The sequence below is a fragment of the Hymenobacter segetis genome, assembly GCF_038448715.1.
GTDB classification, from domain to species: Bacteria; Bacteroidota; Bacteroidia; order Cytophagales; family Hymenobacteraceae; genus Hymenobacter; species Hymenobacter segetis.
The window spans coordinates 1-23343 of sequence record NZ_JBCEVZ010000031.1; the positions used below are offsets into that span (position 1 = coordinate 1).

Here is a 23343-nt window from a genome sequence, read left to right on the forward strand (position 1 = left end):
GCCGTTGGTGCCGTTGGTGCCGTCTTTGCCAGCTGCGCCGGTATCGCCTTTGGCGCCGTCAACGCCGTTGGTGCCGTTGGTGCCGTTGGTGCCGTCTTTGCCAGCTGCGCCGGTATCGCCTTTCAGGCCAGCAGGAATAGCAAATGCAAAAACAGCATTTGTGTTAGTGCCAGTATTCGTTACACTTGCTGAGGAACCAGGTGCAAGAGTCGTTACGCTGCCTGCAGCAATTGTTGCGGCTACACCTGCTGGTCCACTGAGGCCGGTAGCACCTTGCGGGCCATCTGCACCTTGCGGGCCGGTAGCCCCCGTAGCACCAATGTCGCCTTTGGCACCCGTTGCGCCGGTAGCCCCAGTAGCGCCGGTAGCCCCCGTGGCCCCCGTCAGACCAGTAAGCCCTTGCAGGCCCGTATCACCTTTCGGCCCTTGAGCACCCGTTAAGCCTGTCGGACCTTGTACACCCTGCAAGCCAGTCAGGCCAATCGGACCCTGCGAGCCCGTAGTACCGGCTATGCCTTGCAAACCTTGTGGGCCCGCTGGGCCAGTGGCTCCTTGTGCGCCAGCCGCGCCCGCCGGGCCCTGGGCTCCCGTATCTCCTTTTTGGCCGGTGGCACCAGTCAGGCCGATGGGGCCTTGCGGACCAGCAGCGCCAACATCACCCTGCACACCGGTAGCACCGGTAGGTCCAATTGGGCCGGTTGCGCCGGTTGCGCCCGTGGCTCCGGTTGCGCCCGTGGCGCCAGTCAAGCCAATTGGCCCTTGTGCGCCCGTTAAGCCCATTGAGCCTTGGGCCCCTTGCAACCCTGCTGCGCCCTGCGAACCCTGAGCACCCGTCAGGCCGGTTGGCCCTTGTGAGCCAGTATTACCAGCTACACCTTGTGGCCCGGCGGGGCCGGTGGCACCCTGGGCACCGGCTGGCCCTGCGGGGCCTTGAGACCCCGTATCACCTTTCGCACCGGTGGCCCCAGTCAAGCCAATCGGGCCCGTCGCCCCCGTCGCGCCCGTATCGCCTTTGGTTCCCGTGGCCCCGGTAGCGCCGGTAGCGCCCGTGGCACCGGTTAGGCCCGTGGCCCCGGTAGCTCCGGTGGCTCCGATATCGCCTTTCGGCCCTTGCGCCCCGGTTAGGCCGGTGAGGCCCTGCGCCCCCTGAGGCCCGGTGAGGCCAGTAGCGCCTTGCGCTCCAGTCGTGCCAATAGGCCCTTGCGCACCCGCGGGGCCAGTCAGTCCCTGAAGACCTTGCGGGCCGGTAGCCCCCGTAGCACCGATGTCGCCTTTGGCCCCCGTGATGCCTTGAGGACCAGCGGGTCCGGTAGCACCAATTGGGCCCGTCGCGCCCGCTGGCCCTGTTGCGCCCGTGGCCCCGGTAGCCCCCGTGGCCCCCTGAGGGCCGGTCGAGCCAACGGCACCTCTGGGCACAGTGAAGTTCAGGACGGCGGCGGTGCTGGTGCCGCTGTTGGTGACTGCGGCATTGGTGCCGGCGGCCCCGGTTGTGGTGTTCCCAATGGTTACGGTGCTGGCCGGCAGCGTAACGGCGGTGGTTCCCGCACCCAGGCTGAGCTGCTGGCCACTCAGGGTCAATACATCGAGCGGGCGCGTCAGCAGTTTGCCGGTCGCATCAACCGTCACCTGCCGGGTGGTACCTACTGCCCCTGCCAGCGCGGGAAAGGTGGCATTGCCCCCCACCGTCAGATTGCCGCCTAGCGTACCAGAGCCGTCAATATTAAAGCTGGCTTGGTTCTGTACCGCAGTGCCGTTGTTGATGAAAGACCCAGAGGCCGCCGCCGAACCATTGCCGGAGTTTGCGGTGCCCAGCACTGTAATGGGCGCAACTTTAGCCACCGAATGCCAGGTGTCAATGCCTACGGGCGCACCGCTGGTTGCTACGCGCACCCAATTGGTGGGGCTGGCACCCTTGCCGCCGGTGTTTCCCCCGGCGTTGTAGTAGAGGCCCGGCCCGCCCGGAAGCGCGTCGCTGGTGTTGAAAATCATGAGCCCGGTGGCCGGCTTTTCAACCGTTGTGTTGTCCGTGGCCGATTGCAGTGCCACTCGCGGGATGAGCAGGCCCTTGTTGCTGCTCGAAATATCGAGCGCGGCCGACGGGTCCGGGGTGCGCGTGCCAATGCCGGTTTGCGCATGGCTCAGCATTGGTACGGCCACAAGGGCCCCAGCTGATGTCATGCTCAATAAAACCCTCAGAGGTAATTGAGTTTTCATGCGGTGTGGAAATTTTGTTGAAGAAAGAAAAAGTATAAATTATGCCAGAGGAAGAGCACAATATTATTTCTTTCATTTCACACTTTCCAACCTTTGTATTTATTTAAACAAGCATTAATTTTATAATATATTTATTAAATCATATTTTTTTCGCGATTTCAGAATCACAAGTGTTGAAGCACAGATTGCTAATGCCAATGGAGAAAATCAGGCAATACCAAAGCAATAGTCACAGTCTTTAGTTAAACAAATTATGTGAATAATGAAATTAAAATATTTTAAAACTTTTTAAATAAATATTTTAATCAAAGCAATATTTTTTTAATCGAAGAAACAGTATTATCATGCAAGTCTGCATAAGGGTATTTCCGCCAGCCCTTAAAGCAAAGCAGTGAAAAAAACGATGCCTTCTTACGTAATATAAATGTTAAATACCTGTACACAAGGTATTTGCGATATTGGTATCTTAGGCGGGAAAGCTAACGCCGGCAAGCAGCTAGTGCACTTGTTACGGCATGCCTATTGCTGCACAAACGCCTTTACCAGCCCAAACACCTCTTCCGGCTTCTCGGCGTGCACCCAGTGGCCTGCATCGACCACGGTAGCCACCTGCGAATGCGGGAATAATGCCGGAATACCGTGCAGCTTATCCTCGGCGGTGATGTAGTCTGACTTGCCGCCGCGAATGAACAGGGTCGGTTTCAGAAACGGCGCTGGGCCGGTGGTTTCCTCGCCCACGGCGGGCAGCTGCGCGGCCAGCACGTCGAGGTTGATGCGCCAGGCGAAGGAGTTGTCCTCCTTGCGGTAGAGGTTTTTTAGCAAAAACTGCCGGGTGCCGAGGTTGCCGACGTGTTGCGCCAGCGCCGCATCGGCCTCCTGCCGGTTGGTGATGGTGCTGAGGTCCACGGCGTGCAGGCCGGCCAGGATATCGTCCTGGTGCTCCATATCCGAAAAGCGCGGGGCAATGTCGACCACAATGAGCCGGGCCAGCCGCTCGGGGTGGTCGAGGGCGAGGCGCATGGCCACTTTGCCGCCCATGCTGTGGCCCATGAGCGTGGTATCGGGGCCGAGCTGCAGGTGGTCGAACAGCTCCAGCACGTCCTGCGCCATGAGGGCGTAGGTGTGCTCCGCGCTGTGAAAAGAGCGGCCGTGGTTACGCAAATCCACGCTGACGACGCGCAGGCCGGCTTCGGTGGCCCAGCGGCGGGCCAAGCTCTGCCAGTTATCAAGGGTGCCAAACAGGCCGTGGAGGATAACCAGCGGGCGGCCCTGGCCCTGGTCGAGGTAATGAAGTAGCGGCATGGGGCAAAAGTAGGGTGCGGGGGCTGCGAAAGCCTGTTATGAACAAACGAAAAGCCGTCATGCTGAGCGCAGTCGAAGCATCTCTACCGCGAGAGCAAATAATTACTTGCACGATAGAGATGCTTCGACTGCGCTCAGCATGACGGCCTTTATCTACTCAACCCTCTGCCTACGCGCCTGTCGTGGCCGCCTTGAAAGCCGGCGCAAACACCGTCTGGGCAAATTCTTCTACCGTGGTGGGCGTGGTGCTGGCCGCATCGCGCGGGCCGTCTGCCATCGACTTGCCTTCGTTGATGTTGCGCGTCATCTCGTCGTAGAGGTCAGCCTGATTTTCGCTCAAACCCGCGCCAACCATGCCCTTTTTAGCATCCTCATAGGAGAAGGCCACGTAGGGAAGCTCCGGCCGGCCAATGGCTTGGCCGATAGCGGCCGTAGCCTCGGCCAGGGTGTAGTTGCGCGGCCCCAGGATGTACTGCACGGCATGGTTTTCCAGCTTATCGGCGGCCAGCAGCTCAGCGGCTTTGGCGGCGATATCTTTGGTCGCCACCATTGGGAACGCCACATCCGCTTTCGTGGCCGAGCCGGCGATGCCCATGTGCTGAATCATGCCCACGTTGGCCAGCAGGTTTTCCATGAAATAAGCCGGGCGCAGGTGCACCACGTTCAGGCCCTCTATGGCGTTGAGGCGGGCTTCCTGGCGGTGCAGGCCCACCACAGGGCCGGTGCCGGCGGCCTCATCGGCCCCGATGCTGCTCAGGTGCACGGCGTTTTTCAGACCGGATTCGCGCACGGCCTGGGCAGTGGCTTCGCCGATTTGGTCCATGAAGGCCAGCACGTTGGGCGAGGTCACGTTGGGCGGAATCATCAGGAAGGCGGCGTCGGCTCCGCGCAGGGTTTCGGTGAGGAAGGGCGCGTCGTGGGCATCGCCGGCTTTGATGGTGGCGCCGGCTTGGGCCAGGGCATCGAGGCGGGCGCTGGGGCGGGCCACGGCCGTAACCTGGTGGCCCTGTTTCAGGAGGCTGTGCACGAGGGCGGTACCGATGTGGCCGGTAGCGCCGAGGACGGTGATTTTCTTGGACATAAGAGCAAAAGGTTGGGCCGGGGCATTGTTGCGCGGCGGCGATACAAAGGTGGCGGCTTACCTTTGCTTTTCGCAAGTACCTACTAAAAAGTAGGGTACTTACCTAAAGGTAAAAATCGCTGTTAATCAGCTGAATAATTTTATGTCGAAACTCACCAAGCAACAAACGGCCGAAGCATACTGGTCTGCGGCCGATACCGAGCGTAACCTGACGTGCCCCGTGCGCACCACCCTCAACGTGCTGGGCGGCAAGTGGAAGCTGCTCATTCTCTCATACTTGCTGGATGAACCCCGGCGCTACGGCGAGCTGCGCCGGCTGATGCCCGAAATCACGGAGAAGATGCTGATTCAGGAGCTGCGCGAGCTGGAAACCGACGGCATCGTGGCCCGCACCGTGCACCAGACCGTGCCACCGCGCGTCGACTACAGCCTGACGGAGCAGGGGCAGCGCGTGCAGCCGCTGTTTGGCGAGCTGGTGGGCTGGGGCAAGCAGTACCTGGGCCGCACGGTCGGCTGCGGGCTACCCGAAACGTTGGCCCTGACCACGACGGTAGGCGTTGGGTAAACTTCACTCGTTCAACATCTGCGGAGCGGGAACTTTCGCCTCATTTTATTAGACCTGCTTAATTTTTTTGGTTCTGAAACACACATATTTACTCCTTGCCGGGGCGCTGCTGCTGGCCCTGCCCGCCCTGGCCCAGGTCACGCCGCCCGGCTCTGCCACGCCTGCCACGCCTCCCAAAGCCGCTTCGGCCCAGGAGCCCATGCACCAGCCCATCGAAAAGGCCCGCAACTGGAGCCTGCACTTCCAGCAGACGCTCATCGACCAGTGGCACAATAATTTGACCACGCCCTATTCGGGCGACTTTAGCCTGGCCGACCGCGAATCGGCGAAGCTTTCCTTTACGAGCACGGTGTTTATCGGGCGGCGGCTGTGGAAGAATGCGGCCGTGTATTTCAACCCCGAAGTGGCCGGCGGCAGCGGCCTGAGCGGCGCGCGCGGCGTGGCCGGCTTCACCAACGGCGAGACGTTCCGCATCGGCGACCCGTCGCCTAACCTGTACCTGGCGCGGCTGTATTTGCGGCAGGTGTTTGCGCTGGGCACGGCGACTGATATGGACCTCGACGACCTCAACCAAGTGGCTGGCCCCACGCCCCAGCGCTACTTCGCCGTCAACCTGGGCAAGTTCAGCACCGCCGATTTCTTCGACCAGAACAGCTACTCGCACGACCCGCGCACCCAGTTTCTGAACTGGAGCCTGATGAGCGCCGGGGCCTGGGACTACGCCGCCAACACGCGCGGCTACACCGTGGGTGGGGTTTTTGAGTACGTCACGCCCGGTTTCACGGCCCGGTTTGCCTCCACGCTCATGCCCACGCTGGCCAACGGCCCCATCCTGGATTTTCACTACGGCACGGCCCACGCCGAAACCGTGGAGCTGACCAAAGTGTACCACCTCAAGGGGCGGCAGGGCACTATTCGGGCGCTGGGCTTCCGCAACGTGGCGGCCATGGCGACCTATAACACGGCCATCCGGCTGGCCCAGCTCACCGGCGAGCAGCCCGATGTGACGCTGGTGCGCCACGATGGCCACACTAAGCTCGGCTTCGGCCTGAACGCCGAGCAGGAAATCGCCAAAAATGTGGGCCTGTTTGCCCGCGTGAGCTACAACGACGGCAAGAACGAAACCTGGGCTTTCACCGAAATCGACCACAGCGCCAGCATCGGCATTGCCAGCACCGGCGACCGCTGGGCCCGGCCCGACGACCGCCTCGGCGCGGCCATTGTGGTGAACGGCCTCAGCCCCGAGCACCGCGCCTACCTGGCGGCCGGCGGCTACGGCTTCATCGTGGGCGACGGCCCCGGCACGGGCTACGTGGCTAACAGCGGGGCGCTGAACTACGGCCTGGAGCAGATTGGCGAAGTGTACTACAGCTTCGCGCTGCACGCTTATCACGCCTCCATCAGTCCCGATTATCAGTTGGTTATCAACCCGGCTTATAATAAAGACCGCAGCGGGCCGGTGCATGTGGTGGCCGTGCGCCTGCATGTGGAGTTCTAACTATGCGGTCCGTCTAGGGTAGGGGCGGGGCCTGCCCCGCCCGCCGTTCGCATCGTTGCAGCGATTCCGTTCAACGGCGGGCGGGGGCAAGCCCCGCCCCTACATCGTCAATATTGAAAATTGCGGTAGAAAAAAGGCAGAAAGAAATAACTTCGGGCAACCGCTGTAACGCCGACGGCATCATGACGGTAACCGGGTTTACTCACTCACCCTTTACCCTTTTTTCGCATGAAGAATTTTCGGATTACCTCGATGTGTGCCAGCCTGCTGGTGCTGGCCGTGGGCGCGCTCTCGTCCTTCACCAATAGCAGCCCCCTAAGTGACCGCGAAACCCGCTCGGTGGGCTCGTTCACCGAAATCAGCCTTGGCGGCTCGGCCCGCGTGGTGGTGAAGCAGGGCAGCCCCCAAAGTGTGGTGGTGGAAGCCAGCAAAGAGGACCTGGCGGACTTTGAGACTGAGGTGAAGAGCAGCCAGCTTCGTCTGGGCTTCCGCCAGAGCTCGGGCCGAATGTTCAGCAACAAAAGCCACGGCCCCGTGACGGTGTACGTGACCGCGCCCAGCCTGACGGCGCTGCGCGTGGGCGGCTCGGGCAAGATGGAAGTGAACGGCGCGCTGCAAGCTGATGCCATGACGCTGGCCGTGAGCGGCTCCGGCGATTTGCTGGTGCCGCAGCTCAAGGCCGGGCACTTGGAAACGGCCGTATCCGGCTCGGGCGATGTGACGGTGGGCGGCACCTGCCCCAGCAACGAAATTCGCATCAGCGGCTCGGGAAAAGTGAAGGCCCACGACCTGAAAACCGAAACCAGCCGCGCCCGCATCAGCGGCTCGGGTGACGCGCATGTGTACGCCAGCCGCACGGCCGATGCGTCGATTTCGGGTTCGGGCAATATGTATGTGGCCGGCGGCGCGCAGCTTAGCAGCGCCGTGCACGGCAGCGGCCGGATTACGAAGGAATAACCGCCTAAAAGACTGTGGAAAAGCCCCGGCCGCAAGCAGCGGCTGGGGCTTTTTGGTGGCCGATAGTGGCCTGCTGGTATAAAATTCGGGCATATGGCCATAGCGGGCCGACCGCCGGGGAATGCGGGCCGTACCTTTGTGGGGCCGCTTGCCGGCTTTGCGTTTCACCCAATACCACCCCGTGTATCTTCATCATGTGGCGGCCTACCTCCCGGAGGCCGTCGTCACCAATGCTCATTTCACTCGTCTTAATGGCTTGGCCAGCGAGTGGATAATTGAGCGCACCGGCATTCAGGAGCGCCGCAAAGCGGGCCCCGGCGAGAATGCCAACACCATGGCCATTGCCGCTACCCGCGCTGCGCTGGCCGCTGCCCCCGCTTTTGCCCAGGCTAGTGTCGACCTTATCGTGGCCGGCACCTACACGCCGCACGATACCATTTTCACCGCCGCGCACGCCGTGCAGCGCGATTTGGACATCAACGAAATCCCGACCGTCAGCATTTCTTCGGCCTGCTCCTCGCTGCTGAACGCCGTGGAAATTGTGGAGGGCTACTTCGCCATGGGCAAGGCCAGCCGCGCCGTGGTGGTCGTGACCGAGCACAACACCGCCTACAACAACGAGGAAGATACCATGGCCGGCCACCTCTGGGGCGACGGCGCGGCGGCCCTGCTTATCAGCAAAGAGCGCATCAGCCCCGGGGATTTGCACATTGCCGAAGTCATCACCGGCGGCGCGGCCCCGGTGGGCAAGGCCGATGAGGCCGTGACCCTCAAGCCGGTAGAAAAAGGCATCGTGATGCCCTTCGGCCGCGACGTCTTTCAGCAGGCGTGCACCTACATGGCCCGCGTGACCCAAACGCTGCTCGACAAGCACCACATCGCCACGCCCGACCTCACCTACCTCATCCCGCACCAGGCCAATCTGCGCATCTCGAAAAACGTGGCCAAGCAGCTCGGTATCGAGCTGGAACGCACCGTGAACAACATCGAGCGCCTCGGTAATACCGGCTGCGCAGGTGCTGCCATCGGCCTGGCCGAGGTATGGGACACGCTGAAGGGCGGCGATAAGGTGATTATTACGGTGTTTGGCGGCGGGTATTCCTACGGGGCGATGCTGCTTAATAAGTAGGTAGGGGCGGGGCTTGCCCCCGCCCGGATGTTCAGCGGACGAGCCTTACGATTCGGGCGGGGGCAAGCCCCGCCCCTACATTTGCCCAATGCTTCCTCCCGCCGCCGCTTTCCTCCCCGAAATCACCTTCCAGACCAGCCGGGCCAGCGGGCCGGGCGGGCAGAATGTGAACAAGGTAGAGTCGCGCGTGGAGCTGCGCTGGCACCTGCTGAACTCCGAAATCCTCACCGACAGCCAGAAGCAGCTGATACTGGAGAAGCTGGCGAACCAGCTCACCGCCGACGGCCTGCTGCTCCTCACCGCGCAGGACGACCGCAGCCAACTCCGCAACAAGGAAATCGTGCTGGCCCGCTTCCACGAATTACTCCTCAAAAGCCTGCGCCGCCCAAAGCCCCGCAAGGCCACCAAGCCCAGTAAAGGGGCCGTGCGCAAGCGCCTGGAAGGCAAGAAGATTCAGGGCGAGAAGAAGGCTAACCGGCGGCGGCTGGAGTAGCTTTCTGACCTGACTTAAAAGTGAAGAACCTATAGTAGCGTGCCGCGCAGTATCAGCAGGGCCACCGAGAAGTAGATAATCAGGCCCGTGACATCGACTAGCGTGGCCACAAAGGGTGCGGAGGACGTGGCCGGGTCCAGGCCCAGCTTCTTGAGCAGCAGCGGCAGCATGGAGCCCGCCAGCGAGCCCCACAGCACGATGCCCACCAGCGCAATGCCTACCGTGACGGCCACCAGCAGCCAGTGCTCGCCATAAATGGGCGTGATGCTCTGCCAAATGGCAATGCGGCTGAAGCCCACCAAACCCAGAATCAGGCCCAAGGCCGAGCCGGTGATAAGCTCGCGGCGCAGCACCCGCCACCACTCGCCCAGCGTGAACTCGCCCAGGGCCATGGCCCGGATGATGAGCGACGTAGCCTGCGAGCCCGAGTTGCCGCCCGAGCTGATGATGAGCGGCACGAACTGCACCAGCACAATGGCTTTCTGTAGCTCGCCTTCGAAGAATTGCATGGCCGAGGCCGTGAGCAATTCGCCCAGAAACAGCACCACCAGCCAGCCAGCCCGCTTCTGCACCAGGCTCATGAGCGGCATGGTGAGGTATGGCTCATCAAGGGCTTCGGAGCCGCCGAGCTTCTGCATGTCCTCGGTGTCTTCCTGCTCGCGGATGCTCAGGATATCATCAATCGTCACGATGCCGAGCAGGATGCCCTGGTCCGAAACCACGGGCAGGGCGTTGCGGTCGTTGCGCCGGAACACATCGATGGCCTCTTCCTGGTCCTGCGTCACGGTGAGTTGCACGAAGCGGCGGTCCATCAAATCGCGCACCCGAGCCGTGGGCGCGGCCAGCAGAAACTCGCGGATGCGGATGTCATCAATCAGCACGCCCTGCGCGTCGGTCACGTAGAGCATGCTCAGCGTTTCGGACTGCCCGCCGTGCTGGCGGATGTAGTCGAGCACCTGCTGCACCGTCCAGTTCTCGCGGATGGCGATGTAGTCGGGCGTCATCAGGCGGCCCACCGAGTATTCGGGGTAGCCCAGGAGTTGCAGGGTCACCTTGCGCTCTTCCTCGGAGAGGCTTTGCACGAGCTCGGCCACGAAGTTGGCGGGCAGAAATTCCAGCAGGGCCGTGCGGTCATCCGGCGACATCTCGTTGAGGATGTCGGCCATCTTGTCCTGGGCCAGGTTGTCGAGAAAGTGCCGCTGCTCCTCCAAATCGAGGTATTCGAACACCTCGGTGGCCAGCTTCAGCGGCAGCAGTCGGAAAATGATGAGCTGTTCCCGGTCCTCTTCGGCCTCAATGAGCGATACCAGCTCCGAGGGTTGAAAATCGCGGAGCAGCTGCTTGAGCTTAAAAAATTCGCCCTCCTGAATCAGGGACGTGATGGTTTCCACGGTCTGCGGCTGCATGAAAAAGAAGGAGGGGGAGGTGCTTCGCTAGGCAAGCGGGGTTGATGAAGGGAATAAGCGCCACAAAAGTAGGGCGAAGCGGGCGGTAAATGGGTAGGGCGGGGCGGTTTGTTGTTTGAGCAACGTCTGTCATCCTGAGCGCAGCGAAGGACCTTACCATGTCTGCTACCGTTTGCAGTGGCCTCATACGGCGCTGGCGTGGTAAGGTCCTTCGCTGCGCTCAGGATGACAGACCAATTTCCCCCTCCCGCCCCCAAATCCCCGCCGCCGCCCCATCTTGCCGCCCAATCCCCGTGCTCATGCCTGAAGATGACTCTCCCATTGCCGCGCCGCTGGGCACCCTCGTGGTGCTCGGCGGGGGTGACGACGACCCCCTGCTCACCCTACTAGCCGGCCTGCTGCCCGACCGCAACCTGCCCATCGAAGTGCTGACCACGGCCACCCGCCGCCAGCCCGCTCGCACTGCCGCCGCCTACGCCCACGCCTGGCACCAGCTGGGATGCCCCCACGTGCGGCACCTGCAAGTGAACGAGGACCACCCCGCCGACGACCCCGCCACGCTCACGCGCCTGCGCCGGGCCGCGCTCGTTTTCATGAGCGGCGGCGACCAGGAGCGCCTCACTGATTTCCTGCTCGGCACCGAATTCCTGGCCATTCTCAAGCAGAAATACCAGACCGAAGCCGGCTTCATCATCGCCGGCACCAGCGCCGGGGCCTCCGCCGTGGCCGAGTTTATGTTGGTGGACGGCCACGGCTGGCGCAGCCTGCTGGGCGGCCGCATCGAAGTGCAGCCCGGCCTGAACCTGCTACCCGGCGTGCTCCTCGACCAGCACTTTGCCGAACGCGGGCGCTACCCGCGCCTCATGCACGCCGTGCTGGCCCAGCCTGAATTATTAGGCATAGGTTTGAGCGAGGAAACGGGGTTGATTATCCGCCCCGGTCAGCCCGCGCAGGTGTTTGGCGAAGAAGCCGTGGTGGTTATCGACGCGGCCCAGGTTACCCACAACAACCTCCCCGGCCTGGCCGAGGGTGCGGTTATCAGCGGGCACGGCTTGCAGCTGCACGTGCTGGTGGCGGGGCAGGTGGTGGATATTCCGGGCCGGGCCGCCCGGCACGCCGGGGAATAATTGGTCATTCCGAGCGGAGCGAGGAATCTGAGATAAGCTGTTTGGACGGCTTTACCCAGATTCCTCGCTCCGCTCGGAATGACAGCATTCTACCGGCGTACTTCTACCCAGCCTTTGGCGCGGCGGTTGTCGGCGTCGCGCAGCTGGTAATAGTAGATGCCGTCGGGCAGGCCGGTGGCGTCCCAGTTGTTGTGGTAGTCGTCGGTTTGATACACGCGCTGGCCCCAGCGGGTGTATACTTCCAGCGAAGCCGGCCGACAGCTGAAGCGGGGCTGAAAGGTCTGGTTGGCGGCGTCGCCGTTGGGGGTGATGATGTTGGGCATGAACACCTCGCCCACCTCCACGGGCGAGAAGCCGGTGAGCACCTCGCAGTTGCCGTAGCGCGCCGTGAGCGTGACGTGATAGGTGCCCGGCTGGGCGTAGCGGTGCTTCGGCTCAGCCAAGATGCTGGGTTCGCTGCCATCGCCAAAATCCCAGCTATACGTGGCGTGCGGGGCCAGCAGCACCGGCGAGAACGGGCAGTCGAACGGCGCGAGGCCGGTGTAGCGCGGCGCGGCGGCGCACACCGGCAGGTTAAGCCCCACATCCTGCGCCGACACGGGCGCCAGCACCACCGTGCGGGTGGCCGTGGCCTGGCAGGGCCCCTGCGTCACGGTGTAGGTGAGCGGGAAAACACCGCCCCGGTTGCCGGTATTCGGCGGGGTGAAGAAGCCGCCGGCCGTGACGCCGGTGCCGCTCCACACGCCCCCGGCCGGTGCGTAGCCCAGTAGCTGGAAGGGCTGGCGCAGGTCGGCGCACAGGGTGGTATCACGGCCGGGCGTGATGGCCGGCAGGCGGGCCACTACCACCTGCTGGCTGAGTGTGCCGCAGCCCATTGAGTCGGCAACGCTGTAGGTGAGCGTGTGGGTGCCCACGCCGGCCGCCGCCGGGTCGAAGCGACCATTGCCCACGCCCGGCCCGCTGAAGGTGCCGCCGACCGGCGTGGCCGCCAGCGCCACCGCCGCCCCGGCCACGCACTGCGGAGGCACCGGCGCAAACGTGGGCACCACCGGCGGGGCCACCAGATAGCGCACGCTGCGGGTGCTCAGGCAAATGCCGGTGGTAGCCACCGTGTAGCTGATGACGTATTGCCCCGGCCCCACGGCCGTGGGCACGAAGCGGTAGCCGCCGCCCGCGTTTGCCTGCACGCCCGGCCCGGCCCACACACCGCCCGCCGGACTGCCGGCCAGCGCCACGGGGCCGTTGTCGAGGCACACATAGCGGCGCGGGCCGGGGTCGGCCTGCAGCACTTCAAAGTTCATTTTGAAGGCCCCGTTGTTGCAGTTCGAGCTGCCGTTGCGCACGGTGTAGGTGCCCGCGCCCGGCGGTAGCGGGAAGCCCTGGTTACTGCTACAGCTGGCGCACACCGCTTGGTACACCACGCCGCGCTTGTCGAAGCGCGACGTGCCGCCGTCGACGTGCTCCCGGGTCCCATTCTGGCCATAAAAGGTGGCGTACTCCAGCCGGGTCATGCCGGCCGAGAACTCGGCCAGGTAGAAATCGGAGCCGTCGGTAGTGGTCTGGACCGCCCCGCTGGTGGTGGGCAGGCCGGTGGTGCTGCCGCCTAGGTAGCTGATGCCGGTTCGGCTGGGGCTGTTCACTTGCCCGCCCCAGCCGCACACGTACACCCGCTCACAGTCATCGACCAGGAAAGCCGTGGGCACCAGGTTGGGGCCGTTGGCATTGCTGCCGCTGCCAAACGCCGTGCTGTAGAGGCTGGCGGTGAGGTCAGGATTCAGTTTCTGAATGAATTGCGTGCCATTGGGCGTGGCGTAGAGGCCCAGCGTGGCGGGGTACTGGCCCAGCGTCTGGCCCAATAAGTAGGCATTGCCCGCCGCATCGAGTTGCAGCAGGTAGGCCTGGTCATAGGCACTGGTGCCCACGTAGCTGCTGCGCTCCAGGGTGCGGCCATCGGCGCTGATGCGGGCCACGAAGCCATCGATGAAGCCGGGCGCGGTGCGGCGGTATGCTCCGGCGGTGGTCGGAAAATCGGTCGAGACCGTGCCACCGCATACGTAGGTGCGGCCCTGCGCGTCGAGCTGGATGGAGTAGGCGGCATCGGCCCCGAGGCCGCCCAGGTAGCCGGCCCAGAGCATCACGTTCAGGCCCGGCGTGAGTTTGCAGACGAGCGCATCGGACTGCCCACCGGCCGCCAGCACGTTGTTAAACCCGTTGTTCATCAGCGGGAAGTTGCGCGAAAAGGTATTGCTGGCGATGTACACGTTGCCGGCCCCGTCGAGCAGCACATCGCCCCGGAAGGTGTCGCCGTAGTTGGCCGCCAGCGCGGACTGGGTCACGCCGTCGTTGCCCGAGCCGCCCAGGTACGTGCTGGCCAGCAGCCGGCTGCCATCGGCGCTGAAGCGCGTCACGAACAGGTCGGAGCCGTTGGGCATGTTGTAGGGGTCGCCGTCGCCGAAAGGGTCGAGGTAAGAGCCGCCTCCAAAGTTGCGCTGCACCACGCCGGTCGTAGTAGGGTAGTTGGTGGAGGACGTGCTGCCCAGCACCACCAGCTCGTTCTGCGCATTCACCACTAGGCTGTGCGGAAACTCGCTGCTGCCGCCGCCCAGGTAGGTGGCCCACACCCGCGCCGCTGCGCCGCTCACGCTGGTGTTGTACTTGATGATGCCAATGTCCTCGATGCTGCTGAAGGTGGTGTGAAACGCGCCCGGCGTGGCCGGGTAGGTTCCGCCCAAATTGCTGGCCACGATGCCGCCCGAGTACATATTGCCCGCGTTGTCATAAGTCGCGGTGAAACCCCAGTTATCAGCCGTTGAGCCCGTGAGGGTGGAGAACTGCACCGTGGGGTCGATGGTCAGGGCGCGGGCGTGGTCGTAGCTGCCGAGAGCGAAGGTGAGGGTGCTGCCCGTGAGCACGTAGCGGCAGGCCACCGGCTGGCGCTGCCCGGCGGCATCGAGTTGCCAGGCCCGTGGGGCCAGCTCGGTAGTGGTGCCCACCGTGGTTTTGATGACGAAGTTGCCGGCCGCATCCAGGGTCAGGGCGCTGGCACCGTCGTAGCGCAGGGCCACGCGGGCGGGGTTGGCGCGGGGGGCCAGCAGCACGTCGTATTCCAGGTGCTGGCCGGCGTTTTCGTACAAGGTCAGGTCGATGCCGGGCCACAGGCTGGTGTAGCGCAGCTGCCGGAACGCGCCCACGTGGCTGGCCCAGCGCCGTTGGTCGGTGCCGATGAAGTAGTTGCGCTCGCCCGCCGTGGGCGTTTCGGCCGTGAGGCGGGCGCGGGCGCTGGCTTTCTCAAAATGCACGGTGTAGGCGTGGGCCGCGATGTCGGAGGCTTTGGCAGTGCCGGCAGGGCGGGTGGTGCCGTCGTGGTGGTGCAGGGCGGCGGGGTCCAGGAAAGCGTAGGTCAGGGCATCGGGCAGCACGAAGAGGGTGCCGGCTGGCAGGTTGGCCTCGTAGCGCACGCGGCCATCCCACTGGCCTTTGTTCTGCACGAATTCGAGGCTGGGACTAGAAGGTGCTACGGCCGCGCCTCGCGCCGCCTGGGCGGGGCGAGAGAAGGAGGCCGAACAACATATCAGAGCCAGCACAAAGCGGCTCAACGAGCGAAAAGGTATGGGCATAGAAACGCCAGAGGCAGAAAGGGGTGGAAAGGCAAAGATTGGGGAAAAAGCGGAGCCCGCCCAAGGGAAGGAGGGGGCTTTGGCCGGAACGGCAATCGTGCAAAATTCGTGCGCGGGTGATGCCATGATGAACAGCACGGCCGTCAGCATTGGCGGCCACCGGTATCCTTGCGTTATGCAGCACAATGTACGGGATGTAACAGCGAGAGCACCCGGCCATCTGCTCCGCCGCTCAGGCGCGGATGGCAGCACTGCCCACGCTCCATTTGCGCGGGTTGGTGAGGCTGCGGCCAGGACCTGTGCCGGTGAATTCCGTCCTTTGCGCCGGGGCTTCCGTTAAAGCTCCTCTCAAGCGGCGTTGCCAAGCTGCGCTGAATGCCTGCTTATCCTCAGGGTTACCAAGGATATCCATTTTAATGCTAGAAGAAACGAAACATTACTTTTCCAACGCTGTCGGGTCGGTCCTGTACGTTCCCGGCTCCTTCGTGTACCTGCACTGGACGGGCGAGCCCTTGCACAGCGCCGAGCTGCGCGCCCTGTATGTGCACGCCCGCAACCTGCTGCTGCGCTACGACCTGCGCCGCATTCTGGCCGACCACCGCGCCATGCCGGCCGCCTTTGACGAGGTTGACCGTGACTGGCTGCTCACCGACTGGTTTCCGCACACCACCGAGGAGATACCGCGCGTGCGCTACGCCGCCCTGCCCAGCCCCAACCCGCAGCGCCGCCTGCACACCGACGACGTGGTGCAGGCCCTGCGCCACTACGCCGAGGTAGCACTCTTTAATGATATTGCGTCGGCTACGTCATGGCTGGAAGCGGGGTAGGCCACGGCCATTCCCCAATCCCGCTTCTTTTGTTTCCACCCACCAGGTTTCGTATGGAGTTGCCCTTTTTTCGCTGGTTCCGCACCCGTTTTGACCTCGCCCACGACATGGCCGAGCCGGCCGAAATTGTGGCCGACGTGGAGGCCGGCATTGCTTTTAAAGGCACGAATCTGTGGGTGTTATTCTTTGCCATTCTGGTGGCTTCGGTGGGGCTGAACGTGAACTCCACAGCGGTTATCATCGGGGCCATGCTCATTTCACCGCTCATGGGGCCAATTGTGGGTGTGGGCTTTGGGGCGGCTACTTCTAATGTGGATTTGGTGCGCCGGGGGCTAAAGAACCTGGGCATTGCGGCTGGGCTCAGCGTGCTGGTGTCGGCACTATATTTCCGCCTCACACCGCTCACCGATGCTGGTTCGGAGCTGCTGGCCCGCACCACGCCTACTACCTGGGACGTGGCCATTGCCCTGTTTGGCGGAGCGGCCGGGGCCATCGGCTTCACCCGGCGCGAGGTGAGCAACGTGGTGCCGGGCGTGTCCATCGCCACGGCCCTGATGCCGCCGCTGTGCACTGTGGGCTACGGACTGGCCACGGCCCACTGGGCCTTCATGGCCGGCGCATTTTACCTGTTTTGCATCAATGCGGCCTTCATCAGCCTGGCCATGTTCCTGGTGGCGCGCATCCTACCGTTGCCGCACTTCGAGTTTGAAAACCCCCGGCAGGCCCGGCGGGCTAAAGTGTTGTTCTGGTCGGTGGCCGTGCTCACGGCCGTGCCCAGCGTGTGGCTGGCGGCCGGCATCGTGCGGCGCACCACCTTCGAGCACAATGCCCAGCAGTTCGTGGACGAGGAGTTGAACCTGCCGGGTGCCTACGTGGTCACGCGCCGCATCGAATACGACAAGCGTGCCATCAACGTGCTCTTGACGGGCCGCATCCTCACGCCCGCGCAGCTCCGCGCCGTGCGCGCCCGGTTGGATGCGTACCACCTGCGCCGCGCCCAACTGACGGTGCGCCAGGGCCTGGCCCAGCTCGATTCGGCCGATGCCCGCGCCCTGCGCAGCAGCCTGCTGGAGGACGTGCGCAGCCGCAACGAGCAAACCCTGGCCAGCTACGACGCCCGCCTAGCGCAGCTGCAACAACTGTTGACGCAGCAAGCGGACCAAACCGGCCTGCCCGCACCCGCAACGCTGCTACGCGAAGTGCAGGCGGAGCACCCCACCGTGCGCCAGCTCGGCCTGAGCCGCCTCGTGCAGCCCGCCGCCGACTCGCTCCGGGCCGATACTGCCGTCGTTGTTTCGCTGCGCACCACCCAGCCGCTGCCCGCCGCCGAAGCGCAGCGCCTCACCCAATGGCTGACTGTGCGCGCCGGTACGCGCCAGCCCGTGCGCCTGCTGCTGGAAGGCCCGAAATAGCGGGTTCGAGCAGCTTGATTTCCGCCGAACGGACGCGGCTGGCGGCCGCCGCCCGACCTTTGTAGTTCATCCGCCTCCCCCCCCAATGCCTGAATTTCCCTCCCGCTACGCCCGTGTGCTGGCCTGGCTCGACCAGCGCATCATCCGGCCCTTCTATACCGACCGGGTGCGGCGGCTGATTCTCCAGAGCTTTCCGTTCTGGATTGCCTCCATTCTGACGGGCATGGTGGCCGTGGGCTACGAGAAAGTGTTTGGCTGGGCCGAGCAGATGAGCTTTGCCTGGCTGACGCGCACACCCTGGCTGGCGTTTGTACTCACGCCGCTGGCCTTCGGGGCATCGTGGCTGCTGGTGCGGCAGTGGGCCCCGGCGGCGCGGGGCAGTGGCATTCCGCAGGTCATGGCGGGCATCGAGCTATCGAATCCCAGCCAGCACCGCCGCACGGCCTATTTGCTGAGCCTGCGCGTGGCCATTGTCAAGGTGCTGAGCAGCGTGGTGCTGCTGCTGGGCGGCGGCGTCATTGGCCGCGAAGGCCCCACCATCCAGATTTCGGCGGCCATTTTCCGGGCTATCAACAAGCTGCAACCGGCGGGCTGGCCCCAGCTCTCGCGCCAGATTGCCCTGGTTACGGGCGGCGCAGCGGGCCTGGCGGCGGCCTTCAACACGCCGCTGGGCGGCATTGTGTTTGTGGTGGAGGAGTTGACCCAGATGCACATGGCGCGGTTTCGCATGGCCGTGTTCACGGCCGTTATCATCGCGGGCCTCACCGCCCAGACGTTTCTGGGGCCTTATCTGTACCTGGGCTTTCCGAAAATCATTCCGGTGGCAGGGTGGGGGCAATTGCTGGTGGTGATAGTGGCGCTGGTGTGCGGGCTGGCCGGGGCGGTATTTGCCAAAACGCTGCTGTGGCTGGGGCGCTATCGGCAGCGCTTCACCACGCTGGCCGCGCAGGCGGGCTGGGTGCTGGGCTGCGGCCTGCTGCTGGGCGGGCTGGCCTACTGGGTGGGCATTGAGGGCGTGGGCACGGGCAAGCCCATTATCAACCGCCTGCTGTTCCAAAACAATGGCGTGACACCGTGGTACCTGTTTCCGGTGCGCTTCGCGGGCATGGCGCTCAGCTACAGCAGCGGCGGGGCGGGCGGCGTGTTTGCCACCTCGCTCAGCGCCGGGGCCATTCTGGGCGATGGCATCTGCCAGGTGTTCGATGTGGCCGTGCCCGACCGCAACCTGCTGATTCTGGTGAGCATGGTCAGCTTTCTGACCGGGGTGGTGCGCTCGCCCTTCACGGCCGCCATTCTGGTGCTGGAGATGACGGACCGGCACTCGGCCATCTTCCAGCTGCTCATTAGTGGCCTGCTGGCCCAGGGCGTGGCTTCGCTCATCGACCCGCACTCGCTCTATGAGCACCTCAAGGCCGGCTTCATCCGTGAAACGGGCGAGGCCGAACGAACCGGCCGGCCAATGCCCGCCCCGCCGGCCGATTAAAAGCCCGGCCAGCCGCTGCGCGGGCCAGCCGTTACCTTTGCCGGCTCTGTTGCCTCTGCTGTGCGCCGCTCTTTCGCTTTCAAATTTACGTTGCTGACCCTGGCCTGGCTGCTGCTGGCCATTGCCTGCGAGCAGGTGCCGGCCGGCGCGTTCTGGCCGGTGGTGTTTGGGGCGCTCACCACGCCGGGCGCGCTGCTGCTCACGGCCCTGCTGGCCCTGTACTGGCTGCGGCGCAACTGGCGCGTGGCGGTGCTGCCCATCGTGGCGCTGGGCCTCACGTGGCCGCACGTGCAGCGCGGGCTGGCCCTGCACGTTCCGCTTAATGCGGAAGCGAGGACGAAGAATGAGGAATTCAAGAGCGGGAAGGAAACGCTGCATTCCGCTTTCTTCCTGCCCCGGGCCAACGAAGTGAGCCTGCTCTCGGCCAACGTCCGCATCTTCAACGTGTATGCCCAGCTGCGCGACCCGGACTACGCCTCCTCCAGGGGCTTCATCCACTGGCTGGCCACCAGCCCGGCCGACGTGCTCTGCCTCCAAGAGTTCTACAACGAGCCGCGCCGTTCCCGCGAAAGCGGCGGCATTTTCCAGTCGGAAGACCAGCTGGGCAAGGGCAGCGGGCGGCACGCTTTCGTATCCACCAGCCTCACCAACAGCGCGGGGGCCGAGTTCGGGTTGGCTATTTTTTCGCGCTTCCGCATCGTGCGGCAGGGCGTCATTCCGTTCGGCAAGCTCTCGCAAAACCACGCCATGTGGGCCGATTTGGCCCGCCCCGCCGCCCCCGGCCGCGCCCGCCCCGACACCATTCGCGTCTTCAACCTGCACCTGCAAAGCATGGCCATGGCCGAAAGCGACATCGCCACCGCAACCGAAAGCCGCGCCGGCCTCCGCCAGAAGGCCCCCAACCTGCTGCGCCGCTTCCGCAACGGGGCCGTGGCCCGGGGCGTGCAGGTCGATACCCTGGTGGCCCGCGTGGCCCGCTCGCCCTACCCCGTGCTGCTGGCCGGCGATACCAACGACCTGCCCTATTCCTATACCTACGACCAGCTCGCCGACCACCTTCAGAACGCCTGGGCCACCGCCGGTCTCGGCCTCGGGGCCACGTATAATGGCAAGCTGCCCGGCCTGCGCATCGACCAGCAGTTTGCCAGCAAGCAGTGGCAGGTGCTGGCCTGTAAGGTGCACCGCGAAATTAAGTGGAGCGACCATTTCCCCGTGGAAGCGTTGTACCGATTGCAGTAGGGGCGGGGCTGGTCCCCGCCCGTCGTTCCTACACGAAGACTCCGCTCAACGACCGGGCGGGGGCCAGCCCCGCCCCTACTGCAGTTGCATTTTTTGCACAAAACATCCCGGCGGGTTGAGCAAAAGGCCCTAATGTTTTGTTGTGGCCTGCCAGCCGGCGCACGTCGCCCGGCCCGCTACCTTTGTACCATGTCGCTCACGCTCTACAACACGCTTACCCGCAAGAAAGAAGAATTCCAGCCCGTGCACCCGCCCCAGGTGGGCGTGTACCTGTGCGGCCCCACCGTGTATAGCGAAGCCCACCTCGGCAACGCCCGCGGCCCCGTGGTGTTTGATGTGCTCACGCGCTACCTGCGCCATCTGGGCTACCAGGTGCGCTACGTGCGCAACATCACCGACGTGGGCCACCTCGAAAGCGACGCCGACACCGGCGAGGACAAGATGGAGAAGGCCGCCCGTGCCGCCCGCATCGAGCCCATGCAGGTGGCCCAGCACTTCACCAACCGCTACCGCCAGCATATGCTGGGCCTCGGCTGCCTGCCGCCCGACATTGAGCCCCAGGCCAGCGGCCACATCATCGAGCAGATTCAGGTGATTGAAGAAATCATGGCCAACGGTTTGGCTTATGAAGTCAACGGCTCGGTGTATTTCGACGTGCCCAGGTACGACGAGGAAGGCAAGCGCTACGGCAAGCTCTCGAACCGCAGCATCGAAGACCAGATGGCTAACACCCGCGCCGGCCTCGAAGGCCAGAGCGAGAAGCGCAGCCCGCTGGACTTTGCCCTCTGGAAGAAGGCTTCGCCCGAGCACATCATGCGTTGGCCCTCGCCCTGGGGGGAAGGCTTCCCCGGCTGGCACCTGGAGTGCTCGGCCATGAGCCGCAAGTACCTCGGCGAGCTGAGCGACATCCACGGCGGCGGCCTCGACCTCATGTTCCCGCACCACGAATGCGAGATTGCGCAGAGCCAGGGCAGCCACTCGCACACCGACGAGGCCCGCTTCTGGGTGCACAACAACATGATAACCGTGAACGGCACCAAGATGAGCAAGAGCCTGGGCAACTTCGTGTTGCTGGGCGATATGTTCAAGGGCCCCACCGGGCCGCTGGCCTTCGGCTACTCGCCGATGGTGGTGCGCTTCTTCCTGCTGCAAGCCCACTACCGCAGCCCGGTCGACGTGAGCGATGACGCCCTGCAAGCCGCCCGCAAAGGCTACCGCAAGCTGATGAACGGCCTGCGCCTGCTCGACCGCCTCTCGGCCGATAGCCTCTCCGGCGAGGTAATCCGCGACCGCACGGTGGCCCCGCTGGCCGAAGGCCGCCAGCCCGACACCGCCGCCGGCGACACGGAGCTGCGCAAGCTGGTGGCCGACGTATTCGTGGGCCTGAACGATGACCTGAACACTGCCCGCGCCATTGCCAGCCTGTTCAACCTGTTGCGCAAGTTCAATACCCTGGCCGCGACCACGGCCGCGATGGCCACCGTTTCCTCCGCCTCCCTCACCGAAGCCGTGGAAGCCTACCGCGCCGTGGTGTCGGATATCCTGGGCCTGCAGGATGAGCCCCGCGCCAACGCCGAGGAGCTCCTCAAGCTCACCCTGGAATTCTATACCGAAGCCAAAGCCGAAAAGGCTTATGATAAAGTCGACGTTATCCGGGCCGCCCTCAAAAGCCAGGGCATCGTGATAAAAGACACCAAGGCCGGCGTGGAGTGGGCGTATAGCGAGGAGTAGAGACGGCCAAAATCGTCTGTCATCCTGAGCACAGCGAAGGACCTTCTCACCGATGAACAACTTGCAGTAATTAAGAACGGCGCAGCGGGGATAAGGTCCTTCGCTGCGCTCAGGATGACCGTAAAGAACATGAACTTCCGCACCCTCCGCCTTCCCCTCGCCGCGCTCGCCGGCCTCCTGTTCCTCACCGGCTGCCCCGAAAAGAAGCCCTCCGAAACCGCTGACACCAGCGCCCCGGCCGAAGCCAAGCTGCCCAAAGCCCCGGTCTTCAATGCCGATTCGGCCTATGCCTTCACGGCGAAGCAGGTGGCGTTCGGGCCGCGCGTGCCCAACTCCAAGGCGCACCGCGCCACCGGCGACTGGCTGGTGGCTAAGCTCAAAAGCTACGGCCTGAAGGTGATGGAGCAGCCCTTTGAGGCGATGACCTTTGATGGCACCAACATCCACGCCCGCAACATCATTGCGCAGTACCAGCCGCAGGCGGCGCGGCGCGTGGCCATCTTCGGCCACTGGGACACCCGCCCCTTTGCCGACAACGACAAGGTGAAAAAGAATGCGCCGATGGACGGCGCTTCCGATGGTGCCAGCGCCGTAGCTGTGGCCCTGGAAATGGCTCGCCAGCTCAGCCTGCAACCCGACTCGCTGGCCCCCAACGTGGGCGTGGACTTCATCTTCTTCGATGCTGAGGACTGGGGCCACGACGACACCACCCAGCAGGACCTCAAGAACCAGCTCGACGGCAGCGGTACTGATTCCTGGTGCCTGGGCTCGCAGTATTGGGCGGCGCATATGCTGCCCGCCAACTACAAGGCCGAATACGGCGTGCTGCTGGACATGGTAGGAGCGAAGAACGGCAAGTTTACCCGCGAGGAAACCTCGCGCACCAACGCCCGCACCGCCCTCGATAAAATCTGGGGCGTGGCCTCGCAGTTGGGCTACTCCGACTACTTCCGCTACGAGGACACCGGCGGCATCACCGACGACCACGTGTACACCAACCGGGCCGGCATCCCCACCATCGACATCTACCACTACAACTCGCCCACCGACTACTTCCCCGCCTACCACCACGCCACCACCGACAACATGGCCATCATCGACCGCAACACGATGAAGGCGGTGGGCCAGACCATGCTGCAGACGCTGTACGTGGACTAGGCAAAGAGCTGTCCTTCCGACGCAGGAGGAATCTGAGTAAAGCCGTTGGACGGGTTCCCCAGATTCCTCCTGCGTCGGAAGGACAGCCTGGGAAAGGCAGTCAC

At 64.0% G+C, this 23343-nt stretch carries 16 protein-coding genes and 1 pseudogene; 12 read left to right on the plus strand and 5 right to left on the minus strand.

Features of this window, described 5'->3' with window-relative positions:
• From AAFH49_RS13220 to AAFH49_RS13230, 3 genes and pseudogenes are all read right to left on the minus strand, one after another.
• A pseudogene (locus AAFH49_RS13220) lies at window positions 1-2178 on the minus strand (hypothetical protein); the annotation flags it as partial.
• A gap of 555 nt (window positions 2179-2733) precedes the next feature.
• On the minus strand, window positions 2734-3516 hold the full coding sequence (locus AAFH49_RS13225; RefSeq protein WP_342298809.1) for an alpha/beta fold hydrolase: 783 nt from the start codon (window positions 3514-3516) through the stop codon (window positions 2734-2736).
• A gap of 169 nt (window positions 3517-3685) precedes the next feature.
• Complete coding sequence (locus tag AAFH49_RS13230) at window positions 3686-4597, minus strand: NmrA family NAD(P)-binding protein (protein WP_342298810.1); 912 nt, start codon at window positions 4595-4597, stop codon at window positions 3686-3688.
• 142 nt (window positions 4598-4739) lie between these two features.
• Between AAFH49_RS13230 and AAFH49_RS13235 the strand changes: the two genes are divergently transcribed.
• The 5 genes from AAFH49_RS13235 to arfB all read left to right on the plus strand — a co-directional run bounded on the left by AAFH49_RS13235 (window position 4740) and on the right by arfB (window position 9239).
• On the plus strand, window positions 4740-5162 hold the full coding sequence (locus tag AAFH49_RS13235) for a winged helix-turn-helix transcriptional regulator (RefSeq protein ID WP_342298811.1): 423 nt from the start codon (window positions 4740-4742) through the stop codon (window positions 5160-5162).
• Window positions 5163-5229: 67 nt separating this feature from the next.
• Entirely contained in the window at window positions 5230-6660 is a 1431-nt protein-coding gene (locus AAFH49_RS13240; RefSeq protein ID WP_342298812.1) for a carbohydrate porin, read from the plus strand.
• Between the two features lie 228 nt (window positions 6661-6888).
• Window positions 6889-7617, plus strand: coding sequence for a head GIN domain-containing protein (locus AAFH49_RS13245; RefSeq protein WP_342298813.1), 729 nt, complete (start codon window positions 6889-6891; stop codon window positions 7615-7617).
• Between the two features lie 181 nt (window positions 7618-7798).
• Window positions 7799-8746, plus strand: coding sequence for a 3-oxoacyl-ACP synthase III family protein (locus AAFH49_RS13250; RefSeq protein WP_342298814.1), 948 nt, complete (start codon window positions 7799-7801; stop codon window positions 8744-8746).
• Window positions 8747-8834: 88 nt separating this feature from the next.
• On the plus strand, window positions 8835-9239 hold the full coding sequence (gene arfB, locus AAFH49_RS13255; protein ID WP_342298816.1) for an alternative ribosome rescue aminoacyl-tRNA hydrolase ArfB: 405 nt from the start codon (window positions 8835-8837) through the stop codon (window positions 9237-9239).
• Window positions 9240-9268: 29 nt separating this feature from the next.
• Here the strand turns inward: arfB and mgtE are convergent, their stop codons facing one another.
• Window positions 9269-10645, minus strand: coding sequence for a magnesium transporter (mgtE, locus tag AAFH49_RS13260; RefSeq protein ID WP_342298818.1), 1377 nt, complete (start codon window positions 10643-10645; stop codon window positions 9269-9271).
• A 299-nt stretch (window positions 10646-10944) separates the two neighbouring features.
• On the opposite strand from mgtE, the gene AAFH49_RS13265 reads away from it, so the two are divergent.
• The gene (locus tag AAFH49_RS13265) at window positions 10945-11772 is read left to right on the plus strand and encodes a cyanophycinase (RefSeq protein ID WP_342298821.1); all 828 of its coding nucleotides are present in this window, start codon (window positions 10945-10947) and stop codon (window positions 11770-11772) included.
• Window positions 11773-11861: 89 nt separating this feature from the next.
• Here the strand turns inward: AAFH49_RS13265 and AAFH49_RS13270 are convergent, their stop codons facing one another.
• Window positions 11862-15389 carry a DUF7948 domain-containing protein gene (locus AAFH49_RS13270; RefSeq protein ID WP_342298823.1) on the minus strand — a complete coding sequence of 1176 codons (3528 nt, stop codon included), beginning with the start codon at window positions 15387-15389 and terminating at the stop codon, window positions 11862-11864.
• Window positions 15390-15805: 416 nt separating this feature from the next.
• Between AAFH49_RS13270 and AAFH49_RS13275 the strand changes: the two genes are divergently transcribed.
• From AAFH49_RS13275 to AAFH49_RS13300, 6 genes are all read left to right on the plus strand, one after another.
• Window positions 15806-16216, plus strand: coding sequence for a hypothetical protein (locus AAFH49_RS13275; RefSeq protein ID WP_342298825.1), 411 nt, complete (start codon window positions 15806-15808; stop codon window positions 16214-16216).
• Between the two features lie 53 nt (window positions 16217-16269).
• On the plus strand, window positions 16270-17628 hold the full coding sequence (locus AAFH49_RS13280; RefSeq protein WP_342298828.1) for a DUF389 domain-containing protein: 1359 nt from the start codon (window positions 16270-16272) through the stop codon (window positions 17626-17628).
• 85 nt (window positions 17629-17713) lie between these two features.
• Window positions 17714-19111, plus strand: coding sequence for a chloride channel protein (locus AAFH49_RS13285; protein WP_342298831.1), 1398 nt, complete (start codon window positions 17714-17716; stop codon window positions 19109-19111).
• Between the two features lie 60 nt (window positions 19112-19171).
• Entirely contained in the window at window positions 19172-20350 is a 1179-nt protein-coding gene (locus AAFH49_RS13290; RefSeq protein ID WP_342298833.1) for an endonuclease/exonuclease/phosphatase family protein, read from the plus strand.
• Window positions 20351-20539: 189 nt separating this feature from the next.
• Entirely contained in the window at window positions 20540-22081 is a 1542-nt protein-coding gene (gene cysS / locus AAFH49_RS13295; protein WP_342298835.1) for a cysteine--tRNA ligase, read from the plus strand.
• 114 nt (window positions 22082-22195) lie between these two features.
• Window positions 22196-23239, plus strand: coding sequence for a M28 family peptidase (locus tag AAFH49_RS13300; RefSeq protein ID WP_342298837.1), 1044 nt, complete (start codon window positions 22196-22198; stop codon window positions 23237-23239).
• Window positions 23240-23343 lie beyond the last annotated feature (104 nt).

Excerpts from the sequence above, each read along its gene's own strand:
- AAFH49_RS13300 (WP_342298837.1), top strand. The coding sequence starts at position 22,196 with ATGACCGTAAAGAACATGAACTTCCGCACCCTCCGCCTTCCCCTCGCC.
- AAFH49_RS13285 (WP_342298831.1), top strand. The coding sequence starts at position 17,714 with ATGCCTGAATTTCCCTCCCGCTACGCCCGTGTGCTGGCCTGGCTCGAC.
- AAFH49_RS13245 (WP_342298813.1), top strand. The coding sequence starts at position 6,889 with ATGAAGAATTTTCGGATTACCTCGATGTGTGCCAGCCTGCTGGTGCTG.
- mgtE (WP_342298818.1), bottom strand. The coding sequence starts at position 10,645 with ATGCAGCCGCAGACCGTGGAAACCATCACGTCCCTGATTCAGGAGGGC.
- cysS (WP_342298835.1), top strand. The coding sequence starts at position 20,540 with ATGTCGCTCACGCTCTACAACACGCTTACCCGCAAGAAAGAAGAATTC.
- AAFH49_RS13270 (WP_342298823.1), bottom strand. The coding sequence starts at position 15,389 with ATGCCCATACCTTTTCGCTCGTTGAGCCGCTTTGTGCTGGCTCTGATA.
- AAFH49_RS13265 (WP_342298821.1), top strand. The coding sequence starts at position 10,945 with ATGCCTGAAGATGACTCTCCCATTGCCGCGCCGCTGGGCACCCTCGTG.
- AAFH49_RS13225 (WP_342298809.1), bottom strand. The coding sequence starts at position 3,516 with ATGCCGCTACTTCATTACCTCGACCAGGGCCAGGGCCGCCCGCTGGTT.
- AAFH49_RS13230 (WP_342298810.1), bottom strand. The coding sequence starts at position 4,597 with ATGTCCAAGAAAATCACCGTCCTCGGCGCTACCGGCCACATCGGTACC.
- AAFH49_RS13235 (WP_342298811.1), top strand. The coding sequence starts at position 4,740 with ATGTCGAAACTCACCAAGCAACAAACGGCCGAAGCATACTGGTCTGCG.
- AAFH49_RS13280 (WP_342298828.1), top strand. The coding sequence starts at position 16,270 with ATGGAGTTGCCCTTTTTTCGCTGGTTCCGCACCCGTTTTGACCTCGCC.
- arfB (WP_342298816.1), top strand. The coding sequence starts at position 8,835 with ATGCTTCCTCCCGCCGCCGCTTTCCTCCCCGAAATCACCTTCCAGACC.
- AAFH49_RS13275 (WP_342298825.1), top strand. The coding sequence starts at position 15,806 with ATGCTAGAAGAAACGAAACATTACTTTTCCAACGCTGTCGGGTCGGTC.